This window comes from Corynebacterium incognita, assembly GCF_014217255.1.
GTDB classification, from domain to species: domain Bacteria; phylum Actinomycetota; class Actinomycetes; order Mycobacteriales; family Mycobacteriaceae; genus Corynebacterium; species Corynebacterium incognitum.
In genome coordinates this window covers 1-22,192 of record NZ_CP059404.1, presented here as the reverse complement: position 1 = coordinate 22,192, position 22,192 = coordinate 1, and the positions used below count along the sequence as shown (strand labels likewise).

21 protein-coding genes and 1 rRNA gene are annotated in these 22,192 nt (G+C 62.4%); 3 read left to right on the top strand and 19 right to left on the bottom strand.

The window, feature by feature from the left end; translation table 11 throughout:
- Positions 1–6: 6 nt before the first annotated feature.
- Positions 7–822, top strand: coding sequence for a class I SAM-dependent methyltransferase (locus H0194_RS00110; protein WP_185175899.1), 816 nt, complete (start codon positions 7–9; stop codon positions 820–822).
- A 3-nt stretch (positions 823–825) separates the two neighbouring features.
- Here H0194_RS00110 and H0194_RS00105 read toward each other — a convergent pair whose 3' ends face one another.
- The 18 genes from H0194_RS00105 to H0194_RS00020 all read right to left on the bottom strand — a co-directional run bounded on the left by H0194_RS00105 (position 826) and on the right by H0194_RS00020 (position 19,031).
- Positions 826–2,211, bottom strand: coding sequence for an anaerobic C4-dicarboxylate transporter (locus H0194_RS00105; RefSeq protein ID WP_185175898.1), 1,386 nt, complete (start codon positions 2,209–2,211; stop codon positions 826–828).
- Between the two features lie 128 nt (positions 2,212–2,339).
- A complete protein-coding gene (gene der / locus H0194_RS00100; protein ID WP_185175897.1) occupies positions 2,340–3,971 on the bottom strand; it encodes a ribosome biogenesis GTPase Der in 1,632 nt (543 codons plus the stop codon).
- Complete coding sequence (cmk, locus tag H0194_RS00095; RefSeq protein WP_185175896.1) at positions 3,968–4,681, bottom strand: (d)CMP kinase; 714 nt, start codon at positions 4,679–4,681, stop codon at positions 3,968–3,970. Before cmk ends, der begins: the two co-directional genes overlap by 4 nt.
- Positions 4,682–5,647, bottom strand: a complete 966-nt coding sequence (locus tag H0194_RS00090) for a pseudouridine synthase (protein ID WP_185175895.1) — start codon at positions 5,645–5,647, stop codon at positions 4,682–4,684. It lies immediately after the preceding gene.
- A 109-nt stretch (positions 5,648–5,756) separates the two neighbouring features.
- Positions 5,757–6,317 (bottom strand): SMC-Scp complex subunit ScpB, encoded by a 561-nt coding sequence (gene scpB / locus H0194_RS00085; protein WP_185175894.1) that lies wholly within the window; start codon positions 6,315–6,317, stop codon positions 5,757–5,759.
- A gap of 10 nt (positions 6,318–6,327) precedes the next feature.
- Positions 6,328–7,170 carry a segregation and condensation protein A gene (locus tag H0194_RS00080; RefSeq protein WP_185175893.1) on the bottom strand — a complete coding sequence of 281 codons (843 nt, stop codon included), beginning with the start codon at positions 7,168–7,170 and terminating at the stop codon, positions 6,328–6,330.
- A gap of 1 nt (position 7,171) precedes the next feature.
- The gene (locus H0194_RS00075; RefSeq protein ID WP_185176772.1) at positions 7,172–8,053 is read right to left on the bottom strand and encodes a ParA family protein; all 882 of its coding nucleotides are present in this window, start codon (positions 8,051–8,053) and stop codon (positions 7,172–7,174) included.
- Positions 8,054–8,197: 144 nt separating this feature from the next.
- Positions 8,198–9,382: a hypothetical protein gene (locus H0194_RS00070; RefSeq protein WP_185175892.1), complete on the bottom strand. Its 1,185-nt coding sequence runs from the start codon at positions 9,380–9,382 to the stop codon at positions 8,198–8,200.
- Positions 9,383–9,455: 73 nt separating this feature from the next.
- On the bottom strand, positions 9,456–10,379 hold the full coding sequence (gene xerD, locus H0194_RS00065; protein WP_185175891.1) for a site-specific tyrosine recombinase XerD: 924 nt from the start codon (positions 10,377–10,379) through the stop codon (positions 9,456–9,458).
- Positions 10,376–11,041, bottom strand: a complete 666-nt coding sequence (locus H0194_RS00060; protein WP_185175890.1) for an NUDIX domain-containing protein — start codon at positions 11,039–11,041, stop codon at positions 10,376–10,378. Before H0194_RS00060 ends, xerD begins: the two co-directional genes overlap by 4 nt.
- A 22-nt stretch (positions 11,042–11,063) precedes the next feature.
- Positions 11,064–12,053, bottom strand: a complete 990-nt coding sequence (locus H0194_RS00055) for a copper transporter (RefSeq protein ID WP_185175889.1) — start codon at positions 12,051–12,053, stop codon at positions 11,064–11,066.
- Positions 12,054–13,250, bottom strand: a complete 1,197-nt coding sequence (gene steA, locus H0194_RS00050; RefSeq protein WP_185175888.1) for a putative cytokinetic ring protein SteA — start codon at positions 13,248–13,250, stop codon at positions 12,054–12,056. It abuts the gene before it with no gap.
- A 39-nt stretch (positions 13,251–13,289) separates the two neighbouring features.
- Entirely contained in the window at positions 13,290–15,020 is a 1,731-nt protein-coding gene (gene recN / locus H0194_RS00045; protein WP_185175887.1) for a DNA repair protein RecN, read from the bottom strand.
- Entirely contained in the window at positions 15,010–15,978 is a 969-nt protein-coding gene (locus H0194_RS00040; RefSeq protein ID WP_185175886.1) for an NAD kinase, read from the bottom strand. The genes recN and H0194_RS00040 overlap by 11 nt, the downstream gene beginning before the upstream one ends.
- Entirely contained in the window at positions 15,975–16,835 is an 861-nt protein-coding gene (locus H0194_RS00035; protein ID WP_185175885.1) for a TlyA family RNA methyltransferase, read from the bottom strand. Before H0194_RS00035 ends, H0194_RS00040 begins: the two co-directional genes overlap by 4 nt.
- A 16-nt stretch (positions 16,836–16,851) precedes the next feature.
- Complete coding sequence (locus H0194_RS00030) at positions 16,852–17,019, bottom strand: hypothetical protein (RefSeq protein ID WP_185175884.1); 168 nt, start codon at positions 17,017–17,019, stop codon at positions 16,852–16,854.
- A 6-nt stretch (positions 17,020–17,025) separates the two neighbouring features.
- Positions 17,026–18,012: an HAD-IIA family hydrolase gene (locus H0194_RS00025; RefSeq protein ID WP_185175883.1), complete on the bottom strand. Its 987-nt coding sequence runs from the start codon at positions 18,010–18,012 to the stop codon at positions 17,026–17,028.
- A 2-nt stretch (positions 18,013–18,014) separates the two neighbouring features.
- Entirely contained in the window at positions 18,015–19,031 is a 1,017-nt protein-coding gene (locus tag H0194_RS00020) for a hypothetical protein (protein WP_185175882.1), read from the bottom strand.
- A 298-nt stretch (positions 19,032–19,329) separates the two neighbouring features.
- Between H0194_RS00020 and H0194_RS00015 the strand changes: the two genes are divergently transcribed.
- The gene (locus H0194_RS00015) at positions 19,330–19,980 is read left to right on the top strand and encodes a DUF3558 family protein (protein ID WP_185175881.1); all 651 of its coding nucleotides are present in this window, start codon (positions 19,330–19,332) and stop codon (positions 19,978–19,980) included.
- A gap of 47 nt (positions 19,981–20,027) precedes the next feature.
- Positions 20,028–21,926: a hypothetical protein gene (locus H0194_RS00010; RefSeq protein ID WP_185175880.1), complete on the top strand. Its 1,899-nt coding sequence runs from the start codon at positions 20,028–20,030 to the stop codon at positions 21,924–21,926.
- A gap of 140 nt (positions 21,927–22,066) precedes the next feature.
- Here H0194_RS00010 and rrf read toward each other — a convergent pair.
- A 5S ribosomal RNA gene (gene rrf / locus H0194_RS00005) occupies positions 22,067–22,183 on the bottom strand.
- Positions 22,184–22,192: the final 9 nt, after the last annotated feature.

Sequence of the window (22,192 nt, the reverse complement as noted above, 5' to 3'; positions counted from 1 at the left end):
ACCATCATGACTTTCCCGGATCCCGCCCACTTCCCTAGCTACCGCGCCCCCAGCGAAAAAGAGGCGCCCACGTTCAGTGATACGGCTCACCGCCAGCGTTCCGCGGGCGCCTTCGCTCAAGGGGCGGCGACCTATAACGAGGTTCGTCCTGACTACCCCACGGAGGTGTACGCGCTCTTAGAAGATTCCTACCCCGGCCCGGTATTGGACTGCGGGGCGGGAACCGGGAAGTTCACCGCCGGGTTGGTAACCCGCGGCTTGTCGACGCTCGCGTGCGACCCTTCAGCGGATATGTTGCGGCAGTTCGCGGCCTTGCATGACGTGCCGGCCTGGCGCGCGACCGCGGAAGCCACTGCCCTGGGGGCCGATACGTGTGCGGCAGTAACGTGCGCCCAAACCTGGCATTGGGTGGACGTCGCTCAGGCGAGCGCAGAGATGGATCGCGTTATCGTGCCACGGGGCCGCTTGGTGCTGGCGTGGAACACCATAGATGTCGGCGCGGACCCGTGGATCTTGCGCCTCGCTCGCATCATGCATTCCGGAGATATTCAACGCCCTGGCTTCTTCCCCGAGGTCGCCTCACCATGGGAGCTTGGCGACGTCGTGCGCACCACCTGGTCCCACCGGCTCACGGTCGAACAGCTTCACCTTTTGATGCACACGCGGGCGTATTGGCTTCGCAACGGAGCGAAAATCCGCGAGCGCATGACAGGGAACCTCAACTGGTATCTGTTCGAGCACATGGGCTTTAGCCCGGGTCAGGAAGTGGACATCCCCTACCGCACCGATGCGTTTTCGTATCGGCGCGGAGGGGAAGAATAGCTACTAGAGCAGCACCTGGGCCAGCAGCGAACCGACCACGCAGGACGTGATCACGCTAATGAAGCCCGGGATAATGAACGAGTGGTTAATAACGAATTTGCCGATGTGGGTGGTACCGGTCCGGTCAAAGCCGATACAGGCGAGGTCAGACGGGTAGGTCGGCAGGATGAAGTAACCGTAGGCGGCGCCGTAGAAGCCGACGATGATGGCGGGGTCGATACCGAGCTGGAGGCCAATCGGGGCGATGGCCACGAGAGCGGCCGCCTGGGAGTTGACCAGCTTGGAGACGATGAGGAGCACCACCGCGTAGGCCCACGGTGCGGCCTGGACGACGCCACCAAGTGCGCCCTCGAGGGCGTCGATGTGCGTCTGGAAGAAGGTATCCGCCATCCAGGCGACACCGAATACGGAAAACACCGCGGTCATGCCGGCCTTAAACACTGGAGTGGAGGCAATTTTCTTCGGGTCGGGGTTGCAGAACAAGAGGATCAACGCGCCGGCCACAAGCATGACCATTTGGATCACCAGGTTCATGGATAACGGTTCCATGCCGCCCTCGCCGTCGCTCACGATGGGGCGCAATGCCTCGAAGGCGCCGAGGACCACCACGCTGGCGATGGCGATGAGGAAGATCCACACCGCGCGGAAGGCAGACGTGGGGAAGACCTTGTCCAAAAGCGACTCGCCGCTGGCTTCCATTGCTGCGCGGAACTCCGGGTCCTGCATGTGTTCCTGGAACACAGGGTCCTTATCCAAGTCCTTACCGCGGCGCAGGGACCACAGGGCGGCCAAGATGACGCCAGCGAGCGAGGCCGGGATGGCCACCATGAGGATCTGTGGGATGGAATAGGCTTTGTCAATGACACCAGCGTTTTCGGCCAGGATCGAGGCTAGGGAGACGGTGGCGACTGACACTGGCGATGCCGTGATGCCCATCTGCGACGAGGTGGAAGCCACGGCCATGGGGCGCTCCGGGCGAATCCCCTTTTTCACAGCGATGTCTTCAATGATGGGGAACATCGTGTACACGACGTGGCCGGTGCCGCACAGCACGGTGAGGAACCATGTGGTGAGTGGAGCGAGGATGGTAATCCGCTCGGGATGGGCGCGGAGCAACTTCTCCGCGAATTGCATCATCACGTCGAGGCCCTTGGCCTGTTGCAGTGTGGAGGCGCAGCCGATCACCGCAATGATGGTGAGCATGACCGACACTGGCGGCTCACCCGGAGTGAGGCCGAAGAGGAAGACCATGAGCATCAAGCCGATGCCGGAGATGAGGCCTAGTCCGATGCCGCCAAAGCGAGTGCCCAGCAGCAGTGCGAAAAGAATGATGAGGATTTGGATGGTGATTGCTAACCCGGAGGTGGGGTCAAGCACAGAGGCAAGCATGGTGCGCCCTTCAAACTCAGGTGGTTATTACCACCTCATTGTAAACGCCACTCCAGATGTAGACATCAACGAAGGGGCTTGAGATTGATCACATCTCAAGCCCCGTGTCACTGCAGGTTAAACGCTGTTTAACGCTTACCGCGACGCTCGCGAACACGCACCGCGATGCGCACCGGTGTGCCGTGGAAACCGAAGCGCTCACGGAACTTCCGCTCGAGGTAACGGCGGTAGCCGGAGTCGAGGAACCCGGTGGTAAACAACACGATGGTCGGTGGCTGGGTGGAGGCCTGGGTCGCGAAGAGGACGCGCGGCAGCCGGTTGTTTTTCATGGGCGGCGGGTTGGCAGCGATTGCCTCGCGCAGCCAATTGTTCAACTGACCGGTGGTCACACGCTGATCCCAGCTCTCCAAAGCCTCAATCATCGCTGGCTCCAAACGCTGGAGGGCGCGGCCGGTCTTGGCCGAAATATTCACCCGCGTGACCCATGGCAGGTGCGCGAGCTGCTGGTCGATTTCCCGATCCAGGTAGTAGCGGCGATCCTCGTCCATCAGGTCCCACTTGTTAAACGCGATGACCAAGGCCTTGCCGGCCTCCAGCACCATGTTGAGCACGCGCTGATCCTGCTCGGAGACCTCCTCCGAGGCGTCGATAAGCATGATGCACACCTCGGCCGCGTCGATGACGCCACGAGTGCGCAAGGAGGCATAGTACTCATGCCCCTGCGCGTTCTTGACCTTCTTACGCAGTCCCGCGGTATCCACGAAGCGCCACAGCTGCTCGTCGAGCTGCACCAGGGAGTCCACCGGATCCACCGTCGTACCCGCGACGTTGTCCACCACGGAGCGCTCCTCGCCCAAGAACTTATTGAGCAAAGAAGACTTGCCCACGTTGGGCTTACCCACCAGGGCCACGCGGCGTGGTCCGGAGGTAATCGACTTCATGCGCGGCTCGTCCGGGAACTTCTCCAAGATGAGGTCCAGGACGTCGGCACCGCCCCGACCGTGCTGCGCGGACACCGGCCACGGATCCCCAAGGCCCAGGCCCCAGAACTCCGCCATGTCGGCGTACTGCTTATCCGAGTCGAATTTGTTGGCCACCACGATGACAGGAACCTGCGACTTCTGGAGGCGGCGCGCCATGATTTCGTCGGTGGCAGTGATGCCAACCTTGGTGTCCACGACGAAGACGATGACGTCTGCGGTCTCCATGGCGTTTTCCGCCTGGCGGGCGATGGCTGCGTGCATGCCCTCAACATTGGGATCCCAACCGCCAGTATCCTGCACCCAGAAGCGTTGGCCGTTCCACTCCGCGAGGTAGGAGATGCGATCGCGCGTCACGCCCGGGAAATCCTCCACGACGGCTTCGCGGCGGCCCAGGAAGCGATTGACGAGCGAGGACTTGCCGACGTTGGGGCGGCCGACGATCGCCACGGTGCACAAGGCCTCTTCGGTGACGTCCGCCCCACCGATCCCGTACTCGGCAGCCAGGGCCTCCCAATCCTCCTCGGATAGGGGCTCGTCGTCGCCGAAGTCCGGCTCCCCAAACTCGGACTCGTCCAGCTCCGACTCGTCAAACTCGTAGTCAAAATCTTCTTCGTCGAAGTCATCCGCGGCCCAGCCACCATGGTTAGCCGCCGCTTCTTCTTCGACCCACACGGAGGAGGCGTCGATCTCGCCACCTCCAGGAGCGTGGTACACAATCTGGGTCTCTTCGTTCTCGTCCGGCAGCTGGCCAGGGTTCTGGGAAGGCTTCTCGGTCATCGTGCGGACTCCTTGGCAATCTGGGTGAGACGATTCAGGACCTCGTCCAAGGTCATTTCAGAGGTATCCACGACCACGGCATCCTCAGCGGGACGCAGCGGCGAGGTGGCGCGGGACGAATCCGCGGCATCACGGCGCTCGACGTCGGCGAGCACGGTATCAAAGTCGGATTCCATGCCCGCGGCCAGGTTCTGATCATGGCGCCGCTGCGCACGGACCGCCGCCGAGGCGGTCAGGTAGGCCTTCGCCGGGGCGTCGGCAAGTACGACTGTGCCGATGTCGCGCCCCTCCACGATGGCGCGGTGGGCATCATTCGCCAGCTTCCGCTGGAGGGTGACCAGGTTGTCACGGACCTCCGGGATCGCGGACACCGCGGAGACGTTACGGGTGACGGCGTCACCGCGAATCTCCGCGGAGACGTCCTCCCCTGCCAGCAACACGGCCTTAGAGTCCGGATCATCGGAGACGTCCATCGGCATGTCCGTCGTTACCTCGATAACCCGCGGCGCATCAGCGGGATCCACTCCGGCGCGCAGCACTGCAAGGGTGGCTACCCGGTACATCGCACCAGTGTCCACGTACTTCGCACCAAGCCGCTTCGCCAGCGCGCGGCAGGTGGTGGACTTGCCGGTACCCGACGGGCCGTCGACAGCGAAAATGAGCCCTTGGTTGGGCATGTTTGAGACGTCGAACAAAGAATGTACCTCCATTTACATCCCCACCACTTTAAACAACGAGGTCAGCTCGGCCGAGTTGAGCGCGCGCAAATGCCCGGGCTTCTGCTCGCCAAGCTGGACGGTGTGAATCTTGGTGCGCACGAGGCGCTGGACCGGGTAACCGGCCTCTTTGAGCATGCGGCGCACGATGTGCTTGCGCCCCTCATGCAACTCAACGCGAATCAAGGAATAACCCTGGTTCTTGTCCACGACCTGGACGAAGTCCGCCTTGGCCATGCCGTCTTCCAGCTCAATACCGTCCTTGAGCTGGCGGACCAGCTTGTTATCTGCTTCGCCGAGCACGGTGGCAAGATACGTCTTTTTCACTTCGTACTTGGGGTGCATGAGACGGTTGGCCAGTTCACCGTCGTTAGTGAGCAACAACAGGCCCTCGGTGTCCGCGTCCAAACGGCCAACGTGAAACAGGCGCTGGCCCGAAGCGGTGCGTTCCGAAAGGACGCCGCCCACGCAGGGGCGGCCCAGCTCATCCTGCATGGTCGACTGCATGCCGCGGGGCTTGTTGAGGATGAAGTATTCCATGTCCTCGTTGACGTTGATACGCACGCCGTCGACGCGGATGACGTCCACCGACGGATCGACGCGCACGCCCTGGCGCTTAATGACTTCGCCGTTGACCTCGACGCGACCGGCGTCGATGAGGATCTCGGCGTGGCGGCGGGACGCGACGCCGGCCTTCGCCAGTACCTTCTGCAGGCGCTCTCCCTGCGACGCGCCATGATGATTCTGGCTGTGTGGTTCATTCTCATACAGCCAATCGGCGCCGAGTTCAGCCGCTACAGATTCGGCGGTGGCCTTCTTGCGGGCGCTGTCACGATCGGACTTGCGCACGTGCTGGCGTTTGGCTGGTTTTGCGTTGGAGATAAGGATGTCAGCGGCGCGGGGCGCGCGCTTGTCTCCTTGGCTGTCCGGTGTGCCTTCGCGGCGAGCGGGTGGGGTCACAGTGTTGTGTCCTTTTCTCAAGAGAATATGAAATTGATGTCTAGCGCCCACCAGACTACCCCACTACTCCCCTCCACCACGATTTCCTCGCCGCGCGAGCTGACGAGGCCTAAAAATCCTCGTCGATGGAGTCGATGTCCGGCAGCAGCGGAGCCAGGTCCGGCAGGCGGTCGAGGGAATCGATCCCTAAAAGTTCAAGGAAGAGCTCCGTAGTCTCGTAGAAATGCGCCCCGCCGGCGGACTGCCCTTCGGGGGCTTCGACCTCGCGCACCAGCCCACGCAACGTGAGGGTGCGCATGACGCCGTCGACGTTCACCCCGCGGACTCCTGCGACCTGAGCCCGGGTGACGGGCTGGCGGTAAGCCACCACCGCGAGCGTTTCCAAGGCAGCGCGCGAAAGTTTGGACTGGGTGCCATCAAGCAGGAACTTCTCGACGACCCCTGCGTTGTCTTGGCGGGTATACAGCCGCCAGCCTTCTGCCGATTCCCGCAGCTCCATTCCGCTTCCGCGGGAGTCGAATTCCGCGGCAATCTCCTTGAGCACGGCGACGACGTCCGCGAGTTCAGCATCAACAGCGTGGGCGATGGCGGCCGCGGACACGGGGGTGTCGACGACCAGGACGATGGACTCTATGTGCGAGCGCAGCGGCGAAATGAGCGGCAAATCCATAACGCCTAGACTAATCCCAGTTGGCGGCGGCGACGACCGCGGGGTCCACGTCCAGACCTGTCCAGGAGACGTTGAGCTCCTCCAGTGCTTCCGGCTGCTCGGCGTCCACGGCCCGCGCCTTGTACAGCTCCAGCAACGCCAAGAACCGCCCGACGACATGCATGGACTCGGTGCAATCCCGGGTGAGCGCCGCAAAACTCATCCACTGTTCGGGCCCCAAGAGCTTGAGCGTGCTCATGATCTTGCCCGCCTGCTCCGGAACAGAGACAGCCACCTGGTGCACATGACCAGTTGCGACTTCCTCGGGAGGTTTCGGGCGAAACACACTGGCCGCGAGCTCGGCGAAGCTGGCTGGACTGTGTCCAAGGGCAACCGGCGGCAGCAGCTGCGCGAACTGCTCCTCCAGGCCCACCACGCGCGGGTAGCGCCGCTGCGCCTCGCGCTGCCACTGCGCGAACTGGTCCGCGACCTTCTTGTAGGCGCGGTACTGGAGCAAGCGCGCGAATAACAGATCGCGGGATTCCAACAGTTCAAGGTCGTCCAGGTCATCGACCTCACCGCGCGGCAGTAGGCGTGCCGCCTTGAGGTCAAGCAGCGTAGAAGCGACGACCAGGAACTCGGTGACCTCGTCCAAGTCGGCGGTATCACCAAGGGCCCGGACGTAGGCCACGAACTCGTCGGTCACCTCCGCCAGCGCCACATCGGTTACCTCGAGTTTCTTCGCGGAAATAAGCTGCAACAGCAGGTCGAACGGCCCCTCGAAGTTAGCCAGGGCGATGCGGAACCCCGTGATTTCCGGCTGCTCCGCCCTGCCCGCGGGAGGGGCGGCGTCGCCGCGCCGAGTCCCCTCCACGTTAACGGCGGTGGCGCTCGGTGCGTTCGATGACCTCGCGCGCCAAGTTGCGGTATTGTTCAGCGCCCTGCGAGCTCGGGGCCCAGCTGGTGATGGGTTCGCCCGCGACGGAGGTTTCTGGGAACCGGACGGTGCGGGTAATCACGGTGTCAAAGACCTTGTCGTCAAAGTAATCAACCACGCGTGACATGACCTCACGGGCATGCTTGGTGCGCCGGTCGAACATGGTCACCAGGATGCCCAACACCTCAAGATCAAAGTTGATACGCTCGGAGACCTTCTCCACGGTGTCAGTCAACAACGCCAGACCACGAAGCGAGAAGAACTCGCACTCCATAGGGATAATCACGCCCGCGGAGCACGCCAAGGCGTTGACCGTGAGCAGGCCCAGCGAAGGCTGGCAGTCGATGATAATGAAGTCGTAGTCGCGGGACACTGGGCGCAGGGCACGGGCAAGGGTGTGCTCGCGGCCCACCTCGTTGACCAACTGGATCTCCGCGGCGGACAGGTCGATATTCGCGGGTACGACGTCCAGTCCCGGGGTCGCGGTGTGGAGGATCGCGGAGTGGATCGACGTCTGGTTGTCCAGCATGACGTCGTAGATCGTGTCTTCGATATCGTTGTGATTGATGCCCAACCCTGCGGACAGTGCGCCCTGTGGGTCAAGGTCCACGAGCAGGACACGGCGGCCGAACTCGGCTAGGCACGCACCCATGTTGATCGTGGTGGTGGTCTTACCCACGCCGCCCTTCTGGTTGCACATGGACAAAATGGTCGCGGGCCCATGGGAATCGAGGGGCTTCGGTTCCGGAAGCTCCCGCACGGGGCGTCCGGTCAACCCCAGCTGTTCACCTTGGGCCTCGAACAACCCTTCGTCACTCACAGTCACACCTGCTCCCTTGACCTATAGCCATTGACGGTTCTTGCACGCACCGTGATGCGCTCTTCACGTTCCTTACAGAGTACCTTGTCCGCCTCTACCCGCACGGACTGGCCGAATGTAAAGCGTATTTACTTGACTTTGACGCTATTTCTTACGCTTGGAACTGGCCCGAATGAGCCCGATGACGGTGGCAATGATCGCCAACAAGGCAACGCCTGCGATGACAAGCACCCACAGTGGTGCGTCAAGGACGCGGTCCACGGCGGACTGCTCCTCTCCTGCGCCCACCTTTTCTCCCTTGGCTTCCACAGTATTGCCTTCAGAATCGGTGGCTTGCTTATAATTCGGGTCCCGCAGAGTCACCACTAACGCCATGCCTGAGCCGTCCTTGTTGACCGCCTGCATGATGAAGGGATTATCCGGCGCTTCACCTTCAGGGTAAGTAAGCGTGAGCGTCCGGTTCGCGGCGTCGATGTCACGTTTCACTCCAGAGATGATGTTGCCCTTGGCGTCCACGTAACGCAGCTTCAGACCCTCGTCCTCCAGTCCCTTGAAGCGGTTGTAGAGCTCGAGCGCCTCGCGTATGCCGAGCTTTGCGGTAATCGCACCATCGGCGATCTCCGCCTCCAACTCGATATACTCCGCGCCTTCCTCGCTGACCTTGGCAGCGGGCTTGCGTTCCGGAGTCTTTCCCGGCACCTCTGGTAGCTTCTCGTTCTCCTCCGGGCTCACCGCGCCAGCGCCACTCCCAGCACCGCCGTTCGCGCCACCGCCGGTCGTACTGTCATTGCCAGCAGAACTGCCAGACCCCGAGCCCTTATCAGAACCGCCCTTACTAGAACCGTCCTTGCCGGAACTTCCCGCGCCGTTGTCGCGATAGCGACCGGCATCGGTGTCCCCGAAGGTGACGCCGGATCCGCCGCCATGCTCGTCGCCGTCATCGCCGGCCCCAGGCGCGGACGCACCTGAATCAGCCACGAGGGTAACGGTGGCAGAGCGGCCGCCGGCGCTCACCGGCACGGAGACCTGTCCACCATCAGCCGGCGCAGTCACGCTCACGCCACTGCCTGTGGAGGAGACGCTCCAGCCGCCACCGGAATAGTTCGCAGATACCGGAACGCCGAGGTCAACCACTGTGGTTTGCCCAGCCGGAACGGCAATCGGCCCGCCCAGAAGCGCAGAGATGTCCGACTCGCTCATCCCCTCAGGTATTTGAGCGGACGCAACTGGCATGACCTCGCCCGGCAGCATGCCCGGGGCGGTGACCACAAGCAGGCCGGCGGCCAGCGCGGCGATAGAAGTCCCGGAGATAATACGCGACATTTTCATTCGTCCTATTTTAGCGATTCACCGCGCGGGTGTGAACACACCCCGCGCGTGCCGCCCATATCCGTCGGCGGCGTCAGGCGCGGGGATGCGCGGTACGCCACACTTCCTTGAGGCTTTCGGGGCTCACATGGGTATAAATCTGCGTCGTCGTCACTGACGAATGCCCCAGCAATTCTTGGACCGTGCGCACGTCTGCACCGCCAGCCAGCAAGTGCGTGGCATATGAATGCCGCAGGGTATGCGGAGAGATCTTCTGCTTGATCCCCGCGCGTTGCGCAGCGCCGCGGACGATACCCCAGGCGCTTTGCCGTGACAGGGCACCGCCGCGGGTGTTGAGGAACAAGGCCGCGGTCTTTCCTTGGGACAGCACGGGCCGGGCGCGGACGAGGTACGCCTCTAGCGCAGCGAGCGCCACGCTGCCCACAGGGACGAGCCGCTGCTTATTTCCCTTACCCACCAGGCGCAGCACACCATCTACATCCGTGACATCGTCGACTGCCAGGTCCAGCGCTTCCGTGATTCGGGCACCGGTGCCATAGAGCAGTTCCAGGAGCGCCTTGTCCCGCAGGTCCACCGGCGTGGCGACGTCCCCGCTGGGTACCGCGTCAAGGAGGGCCGCGACCTCGTCCACGCTCAAGGTATCCGGGAGGTGTTCGGCCTTGGCCGGCGGCGCGACCTCGGCGGCCACGTCGAGATCCACGATTCCTTCCGCCGCGGCGAAGCGGTGCAAGCCCCGTGCTACCACCAGTGCCCGCCCCGCCGACGACGCCGCCAGCGGCGTTCCTCCGTGCGCGCCCGTGCGCAGGTCAGACACGTAGGCCTCGAGATGGGTGGCCATCACGTCCCGGAGATCCTTTAACCCCGCGTCCTCCAACCACGAGACGTAACGGCGCGCGTCGCGGCGGTAGTTAGACAGCGTATTCGTGGACACGCCGCGTTCGACGGCAAGGTGGTTGAGCCAGGTGTTCATCACCTGCTCAGGAGAGTGACGGCTCATCGCATTCCGGAAGAGTCAGAAGCAACCACCTTCAGATCCGGGCCCGGGCGCCGCGCTGCGATAGATGTCGGCCGCAGGTCAAACGGGGCGTCGGCAGGCCGTGCCTCCGCCCGCCCGGCGAGCACCTCACTGGCTGCGAAAATGCCGGCAATAGCAATCGAATTGACCACGTCGCCGCGGAAGATCATGTCACGGGCCTGGTCCAGCGACACCCACTCGACGTCCATGTCTGCTTCCTCGTCGCCGGTGTCCTGCAGGCGCTCCGCGGAACCGAGATCCTGGGCCAGGAACACCCGCACAGTCTCCTCGCAGAACCCGGGGGAAGTGACCAAATCCGTCAGCAGTCCCCACTTTTGCGCGCTGACCCCGGCCTCCTCGGCCAACTCGCGGCGCGCGCCCGTGACGGGATCCTCCCCCTTCACATCCAACAATCCTGCGGGCAGCTCCCACAGGCGCTGCCCCACAGAGTGCCGGTATTGGCGCACCATGGCGATGTTGCCATCAGCGTTGACAGCAACCACGGCAACCGCGCCCATGTGCTCTACTACCTCACGATAAGCAGTGTTGCCGCCGGGCATGACCACCTCGTCCCGGCGCACAGCCAGGATCGGGGCGTCCATGAGGAGTTCGGAACCAACGGTGGTGAATTCGTGATGAGCCATGACGTCAACCATAGTTGAGGGCTTAGTCGAGCGACGGAAGCACCGCGGTGGCGGAATCCGCGCTGCCGTAATGGCCAGACTTGCCTGCCAGCTGCTCGCTCACAGCCAACACTGCCGCCACACGACCGGCTGCGCGTTCGCTGCCGTCAACGGTGCTGACTCCGGACTTTTTGTCCTTACGCACGGTGGCGAGCACGCCACCAATTTCTGTTGCAGATTCCGGCGCGAGGAGGACGGTCTGGATCCCGGATGAGTCCAAGCCCTCCGCGAAGGCGGCCTGGTTGTTCGCCACCACGCCGCCGCCAGGGTTGCCACCTGCCGCGGAATCGCCCGTCACGAGCACGACCGCGCGTGCTGGCTGCAACGCATCATTTCCCCGTGGTGCCTTCATGCTCACAAAGTCCTGGCCCTCAAGCGCCCCCAGCAAGGCCGCCCTGTCGGTCTCGGAAGCCATGGGTTTCGCAGAATCCTTCTTCACCCCCAACGCCGCCGCGAGGGCCTGACCGGAGTGGGTTCCGGAATCAATCTTTTCCGTTGACAGCTTGGCACCGGCCGGCAGGGCGTTGGCCACCAAGGTCTTCAGCGAATCTGCGCCTTCCTGTGCGAAGAAGCTCTCTTTCAGCTGCAAGAATCCTGCGTCCTTCGCACCTGCCTGCTTCAACAGGGTCTGAACTGCGGACACGTCGGCCTCGGTCGCGTCAGCGGTCGCCATCACCAGTATTGGCTGATCCTTGAGCTGTCCCGCCACCGCCTTGGGCGCGGTGGCAGCGACCACGGAGTCGCTGGCGCTCAGCCGTTGTTCTACCTGTTTCAAGTCCTCCTCGCTCGGCCCACCTTCCATAGTCCAGCCGTACTCGAGGGTCGCCATGTTCATCGCGGGTGCCAGCACCATGCTTCCCAAGGCCACGCCCAGCGCAGTGCCGAAGCCTGCACCGGCGAGTAACAGCGGCAAGGTCCTGCCGCCCTTCTTGCGCTTGTCCCGCTTCTTTCGGCTTGCTTTCGTCGTGCTCATCTACTTGAACCACCCCTGGACCTTTTGCGCGAGCACGTTCCAGGTGTCCACGAGGTTGTCCACAAAGGCGCCGTCCCCACCGAATCCAACGATGGCGATCAGCACCGCGATCGCCACCAGCAGGCCGAGGATCGCCCACATCCAGGCGAGGCCCGAACCCGAAGAGGGCATGGTGTAGAGGTTGATGACGGTGTCCGCGTCCACCAGTCGGGACCCTGCTTTGAGCCGGGTGAGCATGGCGGACGGCGCGGCGTGATCCGCGCCCGCGAAGATGGCGTCCAAGTCGGTGGCGTCGGCTACCTGCACGATGAGTGAGGCTTCGTGGTAGTCAGCCAGCAACACGGCCAGGTCCGCCGAGGACTCCACGGCGGCTGGGAAGGTCATCGCGCCGACACCGAGGTCCTGAATGCGCTCCAGTCCGGGCGCGTGGCCGTCGGGATCGGCAGGCAAGATGACCCGGGCGCCAGAGCGCAGCGTCTCCGAACTGATGTGGGTCGGGTCGCCCACAATGAAGTCCACGCGGTACCCCACCTCCTGGAGCGTATCCGCAGCCTCGTCCACGCCGATGACTACTGGGTCGTATTCCCGAATAAAGTTGCGCAAGAGCTTGATTTTGTTGCGGTGATCCGGCTGAGGGGCAACCACGAGCACCTTACGGCCCTTGATCTCATCGCCGAGCTCAGGGATCCCCAGGCCGTCGATAAGCAATGGGCCTTCGGAGTGGATGAATTGGGTAGCGTTACCAAAGTAGGCGTCCATGTTCTCCACCAGGTTGCGCTGCGCGCCGGAGAAATTCTGGTCGGCCTCGCCACGGTTAATCACTGTCGCGGTCCCGGCCGCTTTATCCCCAAAGAACAGGTCGCCGGAATCCATCAGCCGGATCTTCTTGCCGTCTTTGAAGGTATCCACAAACTCACCGCTGGGTTCCTCCACAAGAGCCACGCCGGCGTCGAGCAACATATGCGGACCGTAGTTCGGAATAATGCCTGTACTAAAGCGCGCGAGGTTAATCACCGCGGAGGGCTTCATGTCAATTAGCGTCTGCGCCTCCTGGCGGGAGATATCGGCAGCGTCGATCACCGCGACGTCGCCGGAGTTGAACTTCTTAAATCCCTTGCCTCCAGGAGTGCAGTCGCGCACCACCGCGACGTCGCCGGGGCCATCACTATTTCGGGAAAACAGACTCATGGACATCATTGTCTGCTTTTTGGCCCCTCAAGTGGGAAAGGCGCGCGGTCAGGACAGTGAAGAATTCCCGGCGGCCTCGGCTTGGGCACGCTCGAACAAGTCCTTCGCGTGCGCCCGTCCGGATTCGGTGTCGTCCAAGCCGGCGAGCATACGTGCCAATTCCTCCACGCGCTCCTCGTTGCTGAGGATGTTCACACCGGAGGTCACGGCGGTATCGGTAACGTCCTTGGCCACGTGCAGGTGGGTGTTGGCATACGCCGCTACCTGAGGCAAGTGGGTGACCACCAAGACTTGGTTGCGCTGGGCAAGGCGAGCTAGCCGACGCCCGATTTCTACCGCGGCGCGGCCACCCACACCGGCGTCCACTTCGTCGAAGACCATGGTCGTTCCCTGGGAGCCGGCGCTCATGATCACCTCAAGCGCCAGCATGACGCGGGACAGCTCACCGCCGGAGGCTGCCTTGGATAATGGCTTAGGCTCCATCGAATCGTTGGGAGCGAGCTGGAACTCGACTTCGTCGGCGCCGGTCACGGAATACTTCGTCGGTTGTATCGACACCACGAGCCGAGCCTTCGGCATCGCCAGGCCGTGCAGCTCCCCTGTCACAGCCTTTTCCAGTGCACGCGCGGCCTTCGTGCGAGCCGTGGTCAACCTCTTCGCTGCGGCAATCATCTCCTTTTCCGCAGCGTCCACCTCTGCCTTCAGCTTTTCCAGCGTCTCGGTCGAGGTATCCATGCTGGCCAGCTTGGCCTCGGCCTCCTCAGCCCAGGCCAGCACCCCGTCGACGTCAGGGGCGTATTTGCGGGTCAACAGCTTGATTTCCTGTTGCCGCTGAAGCGAGGTTTCCAGCAAGTCTGGGTCCGAGGGCAAGCCGGAGAGATAGCTGCCCAATTCCGCGGAGATGTCGCTGAGCTGCGAAGTAATTCCAGAAAGCTGTTCAGCCAATGATGTCAGTTGGGGGTCCTCAGAATTGTTGAGCGCCGCCAGAGCCTGGCCCAGCAGTTCGGCCGCCGCCCGCTCCTCCGCAACCCCACCCACGGCATCCGCGCCGTCGATGGCGCCCAACGCCGTCGTGGCGTCCTCGCGCAACGTGTCGACGTCCTGGAGCCTCCGGATGAGAGTGACCAGCTCCTGATCTTCGCCCGGCTGCAGCTGCGCCGCGGCAATTTCATCAACCGCAAACTGCAGGCGATCCACCTCTTGGGCCATTTCACGCCGCGATTCCACGCGACGTTTCAAGTCCTTGGCCAGCCGGCGCCAGGCGCGAAACTTCTCAGAATAGCCCTCGCGCAGGCCCGGTAGGGTGTCCTCTGAGCGATCCAAGGCGGCGAGCTGCTCGGTGGCCCCCAAGAGGCGGAGCTGATCGTTTTGCCCGTGAATGGTGATGAGCTCACGGGAGAATTCGCCCAGCGTGGCCGCGGGAACTCCCCGGCCCCCGAGATGCGCCTTCGACCGTCCTGTGGCCAGAACTGTGCGCGAAGCAAGGTACTCGCCATTTTCGTCCGCTTCACCCCCGGCCTCATCCACCACTTCGCGCACCGCCTCCCGGGCCGACGCTTCCAACCCGTCGACGACAAACGTCCCTTCCACGACGGCCTTGTCAGCGCCGACGCGGACCCGCGAGGCGTCGGCACGCGCGCCAGCGAGCAAATGCAGGCTGGTGACCACCATGGTCTTACCTGCGCCGGTCTCGCCGGTGAGCACGGTGAGCCCTGGGGAAAGTTCGACGGTAGCGTTGCCGATGACTCCGAGGTTAGAGATGGTGAGATCAGCTAGCACTCGAATCCTTCCTTGGGTTCTCGGAGGGACGCGGGCCTCGCCAGCCATGAACCGGCAGCTGCAGCTTGGTCACCAGGCGATCCGTGAAAGGCTTATTGTCCAGGCGTACCCAACGCACCGGACGCTTGCCACGGCGGACCTCCACTCGCGCTCCGGGCGGCATCGGGATCTCGCGGAAACCATCGAGCGCCACCACCGCCGGGGTGGTCTGGGACGCCGACTCCACGGCCACCGTCGAGGACGGTGAGACCACAAGCGGCTTGGTAAACAGCGCGTGGGCGTTGTTGGGCACCACGACGATGGCGTCCAGCTCCGGCCACAGGACGGGCCCTCCGGCGGAAAACGCGTACGCGGTAGAGCCCGTAGGTGTGGACACAAGTACCCCGTCGCAGCCGAAGGCGGTTACTGGCCGCGCGTCCACTTCCAGGATGGCGTCCAGCACGCCCCGGCGATCCAGGTTCTCCAAGCTGGCCTCGTTCAGCGCCCACGAATTGGCCACGAGGCTGCCCGAGGCGTCGTACACGCTGATATCCAGGGTCATGCGATCTTCGACCCGATAGGTGCGGTCAATGACCCGGCCAATGGCCGCGTCCAAAGACTCGGCCTCCGATTCCGCGAGGAAGCCGACGTGGCCGAGGTTAATGCCGATGACCGGCAAATCGACGGCGTGAGCCAGATCCGCCGCGCGGAGGAAGGTGCCGTCGCCGCCGAGCACCACTACTAACTCGCAGCCTTGCGCTGCCGATGGAGTGTGGTCCACTCGGCGCAGTGCACGCAGCGAGTCGTGCGCATCGAGCGCTGACTCGTCCTCGCCCGCCACCACGCGGACGACGATCCCGGCCTCGTAGAGGAGCTCCGCCGCGCGTGCCGCCGCCTCGACGTTATCGGCGCGGCCGGTATGCGGAACCAGCAAAATCTCCCGCGCCACGGACTGTGCCGAAGGCCCTGTGGTCGTCATTGCGGTCCCCTTTCTACTGCTCGTTGCACCATTGCTTCTAGCTCCGCGTCGGTCACGGCTGTCTCCAGGTCCGCCGATCCGGCGGCCGGTGCCGAACCCTGGCGCTCGCCGTTACGAAGCCACAAGAAATACTCTACGTTGCCCGACGGACCCGGCAGCGGCGAGGCCACAACGCCGTGGCAGCTCAGCCCGAGTTCGCGGGCAAACTGCGCGACCTTCACCGTCACCTCTGCTCGCAATTCAGGGCGGCGCACCACGCCTCCGCTACCGAGGCGGTCTTTCCCCACCTCGAACTGTGGCTTGACCATAGGCAGCAGATCCGCGCCCGGCGCCAAACATTTCACAATGGCGGGCAAGGTGAGCTCCAGCGAAATGAACGACAGATCGCCCACCATGGCGTCACACGGGCCGTCGGTCAGCTCCACCGTAAGGTGCCGAATGTTGGTCCGGTCGAGCACCCGCACGCGGGCGTCGTTTTGCAGGCGCCAAATGAGCTGTCCGTAACCGACGTCCACAGCCACCACTTCGCGAGCCCCGCGATCCAGGCAGACGTCGGTGAAACCACCGGTCGACGCGCCGGCATCCAAGACTTTCTTCCCCTCCAGGCTCAAACCCGCGGGTTCAAAGGCCTCCAACGCCCCCAAGAGCTTGTGCGCGCCCCGCGACGCCCAACGGTCGTCCTCGGATTCCTCCACACGTATCGACGCCTCGGGCTCGACTACCGTGGCAGGCTTGAGCGCCGGAAACCCGCCCACGTGCACGCGGCCAGCCTTGATCATCTCCACCGCCTGCTCACGGGAACGCGCGATCTTGCGCCGCACGAGCTCCGCGTCCAAGCGCCGCCTCTTCGGGGGCATCGCCCATCCTTTCCGCTTAGTTATCTTGCAGCGCGCGCCGCAGCACCTCATGCGCGCGCTCCAGCTGCTCTACTTCCCCGGCCAAGTCATCAGGCTCCTCCCTCAAGATGCCCGCGAGAGACTCCTCAAGCTGTTCCGGAGTCGTCTGCAGCTGCCTCGGGTCATGCGGTTTCGGTGCCGTCATGGCTGCCTACCACCAAGCCTTAGCAGCCTTATCCGCGGCGTCGGAACGCGGGTGAATATAACGCGGCGGCTCCTCCATGGCCCACACCACCTCTAGCACCGTGCGCAAAGCCTCAACTGGGCCGGCACCCTCATCTCCGCTTTCCAGTAGAAGATCCATGCCATCGACACGCGCTGTAAACCCTCCCTGGGCGTGGGGCACAACCTCACTCGCGGGCCGGGCTAAATCAGTCATGTTCGCTCCGATAAAGGTGGGGCGCTCGTCGACGTCCGCGTGGATCAAGTCCATCGCTCCGGATACACCGGTCAGCACTAGAAAGGTATCCATGGCGGCCGAATTGCCACCCTTAATATCGGTGTTCAACCGGTCACCGACTACCAAGGGTCGCTTCGCCCCCACCAAAGCTGCTGCCTGGGTGAACATGTCTGGCCCTGGCTTGCCGGATGACTCTGGTTCCACGCCAGTCGCGGACACCACCGCAGCCACCATAGAACCATTTCCCACTGCCAATCCGCGCTCCGTGGGCAGCGAGGTGTCCAGGTTGGTCGCAAAGTAACGGGCACCGTTTCCAATCGCGAGAGCTGCTTCAGTCAGCTGCTCCCAATTCAGCTTCCGGTCCATACCTTGGACTACTGCTTCTGGGTTATCGTCGGCGCTAGCGACCACCTCATAGCCAGCATCACGGACATAGGTCTTCAGCGAATCAGAGCCGATCACCAACACCTTCTCGCCCTTGTGGATCTGGGCGGTCGCCAGCGTCACGACGGATTGTGCGGACGTCAGCACGTGCTCCGGGTTAACGTCCTCGATGCCGATCTGTTCCAGCTTTTTAGCCACGACCTCAGGCCCACGGGTGGAGTTATTGGTCACGTACACGACCGGTAGACCTGCCGAATTAATCACGTCAACTGCAGTATGGATCGGCGTTCCGCCACTCCAGACGGTGCCATCAAGGTCCAAGATTAGTGCGTCATGCGAACTCAGCACACTCACGGCTACTCCTCACCTTCCGCTGCGCGGTCTTGCGCCCCAGCACCAGTGAGCTCGGCTACGCGTTCAGCTGCATCGGTCACCTCATCCATGTCGATCTCGGTGACATGCTCAAACCATTCAAGGCCTTCCTCAGTGCGACCGCCCTCAACCAAAGCATTGCCATAGGCATACGCCAAACGCAGCCCGGTCAGCGAGGTATCTTCCTTGCTCGGGTCCAAACGCTGCAGGGTGATAATTGCCGATTCCGGTTGGTCCATGTCTTGGCGCGCACCAGCGACGACGATACCGAGTTCCACCGCCGTCTCACGATCCAAGCCCTTCGCTTCTTCACTTCGGCTGAGCTCAACCGCTTTTTCCGGACGTCCCAGACCGCGTTCACAATCCGCCATCACGGCAATGAGGCCCGGCCCACCGGAAATTCGCCGTGCCGCGCGCAGCTCCGCTAGTGCTTCCTTCCACTCGCCGGCGCGGTACGCCGCGATGCCGTTGACCTCACGCGCAACCGCCACGCGGCCCGCGCGATCCTTCGCCGCCCGCGCGTGGCGCAACGCCAGCTTGGGGTCATCTTCCATCAGGGTTGCGGACATAATCATGTGCTTGGCGACGGCGTCTGCGTTGTCCTTGGACAGCACCCTCAGGTCCTGCAACACGAGCGGGTCCAGGTCCTTCACATCGATGTCGTCGGGCAAATCCGGGTCGACCATGCGCTTGTTCAACCGCTCCTCGCGGAATCCGGAGCGCTGCGGCGCAAAGCTCTTGCGGTCCTCACGGCCGGCCCCACCACGCTGCGCATGCCCGCGGCCATCACGGCCTCCGTGCCCTCCGCGGTTGTCACGGCGGTCTCCACGTCGCTCGTCTCGACGCTCCCCGCGTCGCTCGTCACGGTCTCCGTACCGGCGTTCGCCGCGCGACGACCCGCTTCGACCAGAACCTCCCGGCCGTTCGCCACGGCGTCCGTCGGGGCGTTCACCACGCTGCCGGTCTCCGTAACCGCGACCACGTGATCCTTGTTCTGCCATTAGAAACTTCTCTTTCTTACGGTCTTGCCCGTGATGGGGCGTGCGGGTCTAGTTCAGTATCCGTATCATTCTACCTACTTTCCTGTCCATCACCCATCCGCAACCCCGCACCCACACGCCTCACCAAACACTCGAACAGAAATCGCCACCAAGTACCACATCAGTCACACTTGGGGAGACAAAGCGCACAGCCTCATGCATGATGTGAGGGACGGTGCCTTTTGGGGAAAGACACCGGCAACACTTCGGGGGTCTCGGGCTCCCGCCTATTCATGACAGAACGACTTGGGGAGCTGCCATGCGCCTATCGACGACCATCAGGCCCACCGCCGCCGCAACCCTCACTGCCGCCTGCCTCGCCCTGGTCGGCTGCGTGAGCCTCGGCGACGCCCAGCAACGGCCCTCCAGCAACCGACCCAAATCTCAACCAACCACCAACGCCAACAGCACGGCGTCCGCCCCGTACCCCCTTGCCCACTACTTCCCACCCCTGGGCACGCCCAACCCAGAGGATCCCAACTTCACCAAGTTCGACCCCTGCACCGAAATTCCCGCCGAAGTTTTTGAACGCGCGGGTATCGGTGACATTGGGGACGTCCAGTCAATTGGGGATCATCGGGGCTGTGGGGTAAGCCTCGGTTCTTCGTCTGAAATCTATGTATTTGTTTCTGCTTCCTCACCCGGCCGAGAAGCTATTGACTCAAGGTTCAAAACCTTTGATCTGTACTTTGACGACGCGTTGCCGGGGATCTATTACCTAATGTTTCGGAACGACGACTTCGATGGGTGCAACGCAATGCTGGATACGGAAAGGGGATCGATAAAAATACTGATCGAAAAATCAAATACTAACCAATTGTTCAAAGAAAAGTGCCATGTTGCAGCAAAGACACTCACCACTCTGGCAACAAATTCGGGGGAAATTCAATGGGACTCAGTACTGAATTAGAGTCACTCATAGGACACTACAAGACACTTTCTAGACTGAAAACTTCCGTGAAAAATATCGGAAGTTTAGCTGATACAGCTAGCATCGACAGCACAATATCCGAGGTCTCGGGAATCGATACGCTCGGCCGGGTGCACGGCGGCGCGCTCTCTTCCGGAACGGGGTCCGCAACAGAGACGCTCAAGAGCTTTTCCGAACAACTCGAATGGTTAGCCAATGGCATCCAGTCGGACGGCCGGGCTATCGGTTTTCAGGAGATGTTCAATGCTGCGATGCTTTTTAATACCGACAAGGTTGGCTACGACCGAAGCAGCTACCTACTAAAGGAATCGCAGCCGGATCCGGGCTACAAAGCATTTGAAATAAGCCAACCGTTCCCAAGTGCGCCGTCGTCAGTAGATGAATTGGCGCGCCAATTCGGGGGAACCAAAACATCGATGATTACTTCAGCCGTCGATGCGTGGACGGATCTGGCGCAAGACGTCGGAGACATCGCAAAGGACCTCAACAAGGCGGCGCGTGACTTCGTTGAAAACAACCAAGGGTATATGTTCGACAGCGCTGCAAAGAAAATCCGTGAAATTGGCTTGTCGGCAGATGTATTCGCAGGCAATGCCAAAATCATGTCGGCAACGGTTGGTGCGTTGGGCGCGGCCAATACACAGGGCGCGATGTTTACGTCGCTTGCGCAACTAGCGATGGCGTTTGCACCGACGCCACTTGAGAAAGAAGCAATCGAAAAGGCATTCTTAAGCTCATTCCCTGGAATTTTCCGGCCGATGCTAATTCCCGCTGTTCCACTCAACTCCAATCTAATGGAAGCACCCGACTTAGCCTCCGGGGCACTCGCAAGCATCAAAGCCCAGACCAGTGGGGCCAATGCCGACTTGTCGAAGGTCGCGTTGCCGTCACCGATCCAGGAGCTTGTTGATAAGGGAACCATCGGCCCCGGGGCATTTGAAGGTGCGCGAGAACAGTTTGAAGAGCTCGAAGGAATTAGCGAGATTCACCCTTCAAACGCCAAATTGGCGAAAGCGCTAGGGGTGCCAATTGAAAACAACGCAGGTAAATCGGTCGATGCTCTCGCTAACGTCGAAAAGCTAAAGAACCTGCTTGAGGGTCAGGGCGGTGAGCTCCTGGCTGGCCTCGGGGAACATGGTACGGGGTTGAAGAACTACGTTAACGACTTGGCAAAGGGCGTGGGGGCGCCCTATTCCCTTGACGCTAACGGATTGCCCATCAGCTCAGGAACGCAAACGGTTCCTAACGGCGCCAAAGCCTTAGACGCGCTACAGAATGCTGGTTCGATGGAAGCCGCATCCGTGTCAGCCATTAGTCCAAGTGCCGGGCATCTGCCCGCGGGGCTTGGCATGGGAAGTACAGTTCCAGGAGCCGGCGTTACCGCAAACGCTGCTTCGATGCTGCCGCAGGGCGGAATCTCTGCCTCCATGTCTCAAAGCACACCAGGGTTGAATGGCATGGGGGCCATGGGCAGTGTTCCACCGACCACTGCTCCACAGCCCGGCGGCCGTAGTTTCACCGGTGCGCCTTCAGCCGGCCGACCGCCGACTGGTTTGCATACCGGGACCTCCAATGCTCAACACAGCCAGTTTGGACGCGCAGGCCTGTCCTCAGGCTTAACGCACGTGGGGCCGGGCACGGCGCTGCGTCCAGGGTATGCTCCGGCCGGGGTGACTGGACCTGCCGCAGGTGTTGCAGCTGGCAATTCCTCGTCAGGTCAAGCAAATAGTGGCCGCTCCCCGATGTATATGGGCGGCGGTGCCGGAGCGCCTGGGGCTGGTGGTATGCATAACGGTAAGCGGGGTCGTGGTACGGCGGTGAAAACAGTGGTCAACCGCGTGGAGCGCAGCCGTAACAAACGTGACCTACTAGGTGAACCGCAACCGGTTGTCCCCGGTGTCATTGGGGCCTGGGTACGCGACTAACCGATATTCGGCCGGCTAGCGGGGGCTGGTTCGGCCTGGCGGGGTGTGGGTAGGAGAAAAAAAGGGGGAAGAGGCCCAGGGCACGCTGTGTGGTGTGCCGTGGGCCTCTTTTGGGTTTATTGAGTTGTTTTATGTTGTAGTGTCGGCGGTTACTTACTCTCCCACACCCTCCCGGGTGCAGTACCATCAGCGTGAGCAGGCTTAGCTTCCGGGTTCGGAATGGGGCCGGGCGTTTCCCTGCTACTATTGCCACCGACAAACCTTCA

What these genes read in the sequence shown, in the direction of transcription:
- H0194_RS00110 (WP_185175899.1), top strand. Translation starts at nt 7, where the DNA reads ATGACTTTCCCGGATCCCGCCCACTTCCCTAGCTACCGCGCCCCCAGC.
- H0194_RS00105 (WP_185175898.1), bottom strand. Translation starts at nt 2,211, where the DNA reads ATGCTTGCCTCTGTGCTTGACCCCACCTCCGGGTTAGCAATCACCATC.
- der (WP_185175897.1), bottom strand. Translation starts at nt 3,971, where the DNA reads ATGACCGAGAAGCCTTCCCAGAACCCTGGCCAGCTGCCGGACGAGAAC.
- cmk (WP_185175896.1), bottom strand. Translation starts at nt 4,681, where the DNA reads ATGGAGGTACATTCTTTGTTCGACGTCTCAAACATGCCCAACCAAGGG.
- scpB (WP_185175894.1), bottom strand. Translation starts at nt 6,317, where the DNA reads ATGGATTTGCCGCTCATTTCGCCGCTGCGCTCGCACATAGAGTCCATC.
- H0194_RS00070 (WP_185175892.1), bottom strand. Translation starts at nt 9,382, where the DNA reads ATGAAAATGTCGCGTATTATCTCCGGGACTTCTATCGCCGCGCTGGCC.
- xerD (WP_185175891.1), bottom strand. Translation starts at nt 10,379, where the DNA reads ATGAGCCGTCACTCTCCTGAGCAGGTGATGAACACCTGGCTCAACCAC.
- H0194_RS00060 (WP_185175890.1), bottom strand. Translation starts at nt 11,041, where the DNA reads ATGGCTCATCACGAATTCACCACCGTTGGTTCCGAACTCCTCATGGAC.
- H0194_RS00055 (WP_185175889.1), bottom strand. Translation starts at nt 12,053, where the DNA reads ATGAGCACGACGAAAGCAAGCCGAAAGAAGCGGGACAAGCGCAAGAAG.
- steA (WP_185175888.1), bottom strand. Translation starts at nt 13,250, where the DNA reads ATGATGTCCATGAGTCTGTTTTCCCGAAATAGTGATGGCCCCGGCGAC.
- H0194_RS00040 (WP_185175886.1), bottom strand. Translation starts at nt 15,978, where the DNA reads ATGACGACCACAGGGCCTTCGGCACAGTCCGTGGCGCGGGAGATTTTG.
- H0194_RS00035 (WP_185175885.1), bottom strand. Translation starts at nt 16,835, where the DNA reads ATGCCCCCGAAGAGGCGGCGCTTGGACGCGGAGCTCGTGCGGCGCAAG.
- H0194_RS00030 (WP_185175884.1), bottom strand. Translation starts at nt 17,019, where the DNA reads ATGACGGCACCGAAACCGCATGACCCGAGGCAGCTGCAGACGACTCCG.
- H0194_RS00020 (WP_185175882.1), bottom strand. Translation starts at nt 19,031, where the DNA reads ATGGCAGAACAAGGATCACGTGGTCGCGGTTACGGAGACCGGCAGCGT.
- H0194_RS00015 (WP_185175881.1), top strand. Translation starts at nt 19,330, where the DNA reads ATGCGCCTATCGACGACCATCAGGCCCACCGCCGCCGCAACCCTCACT.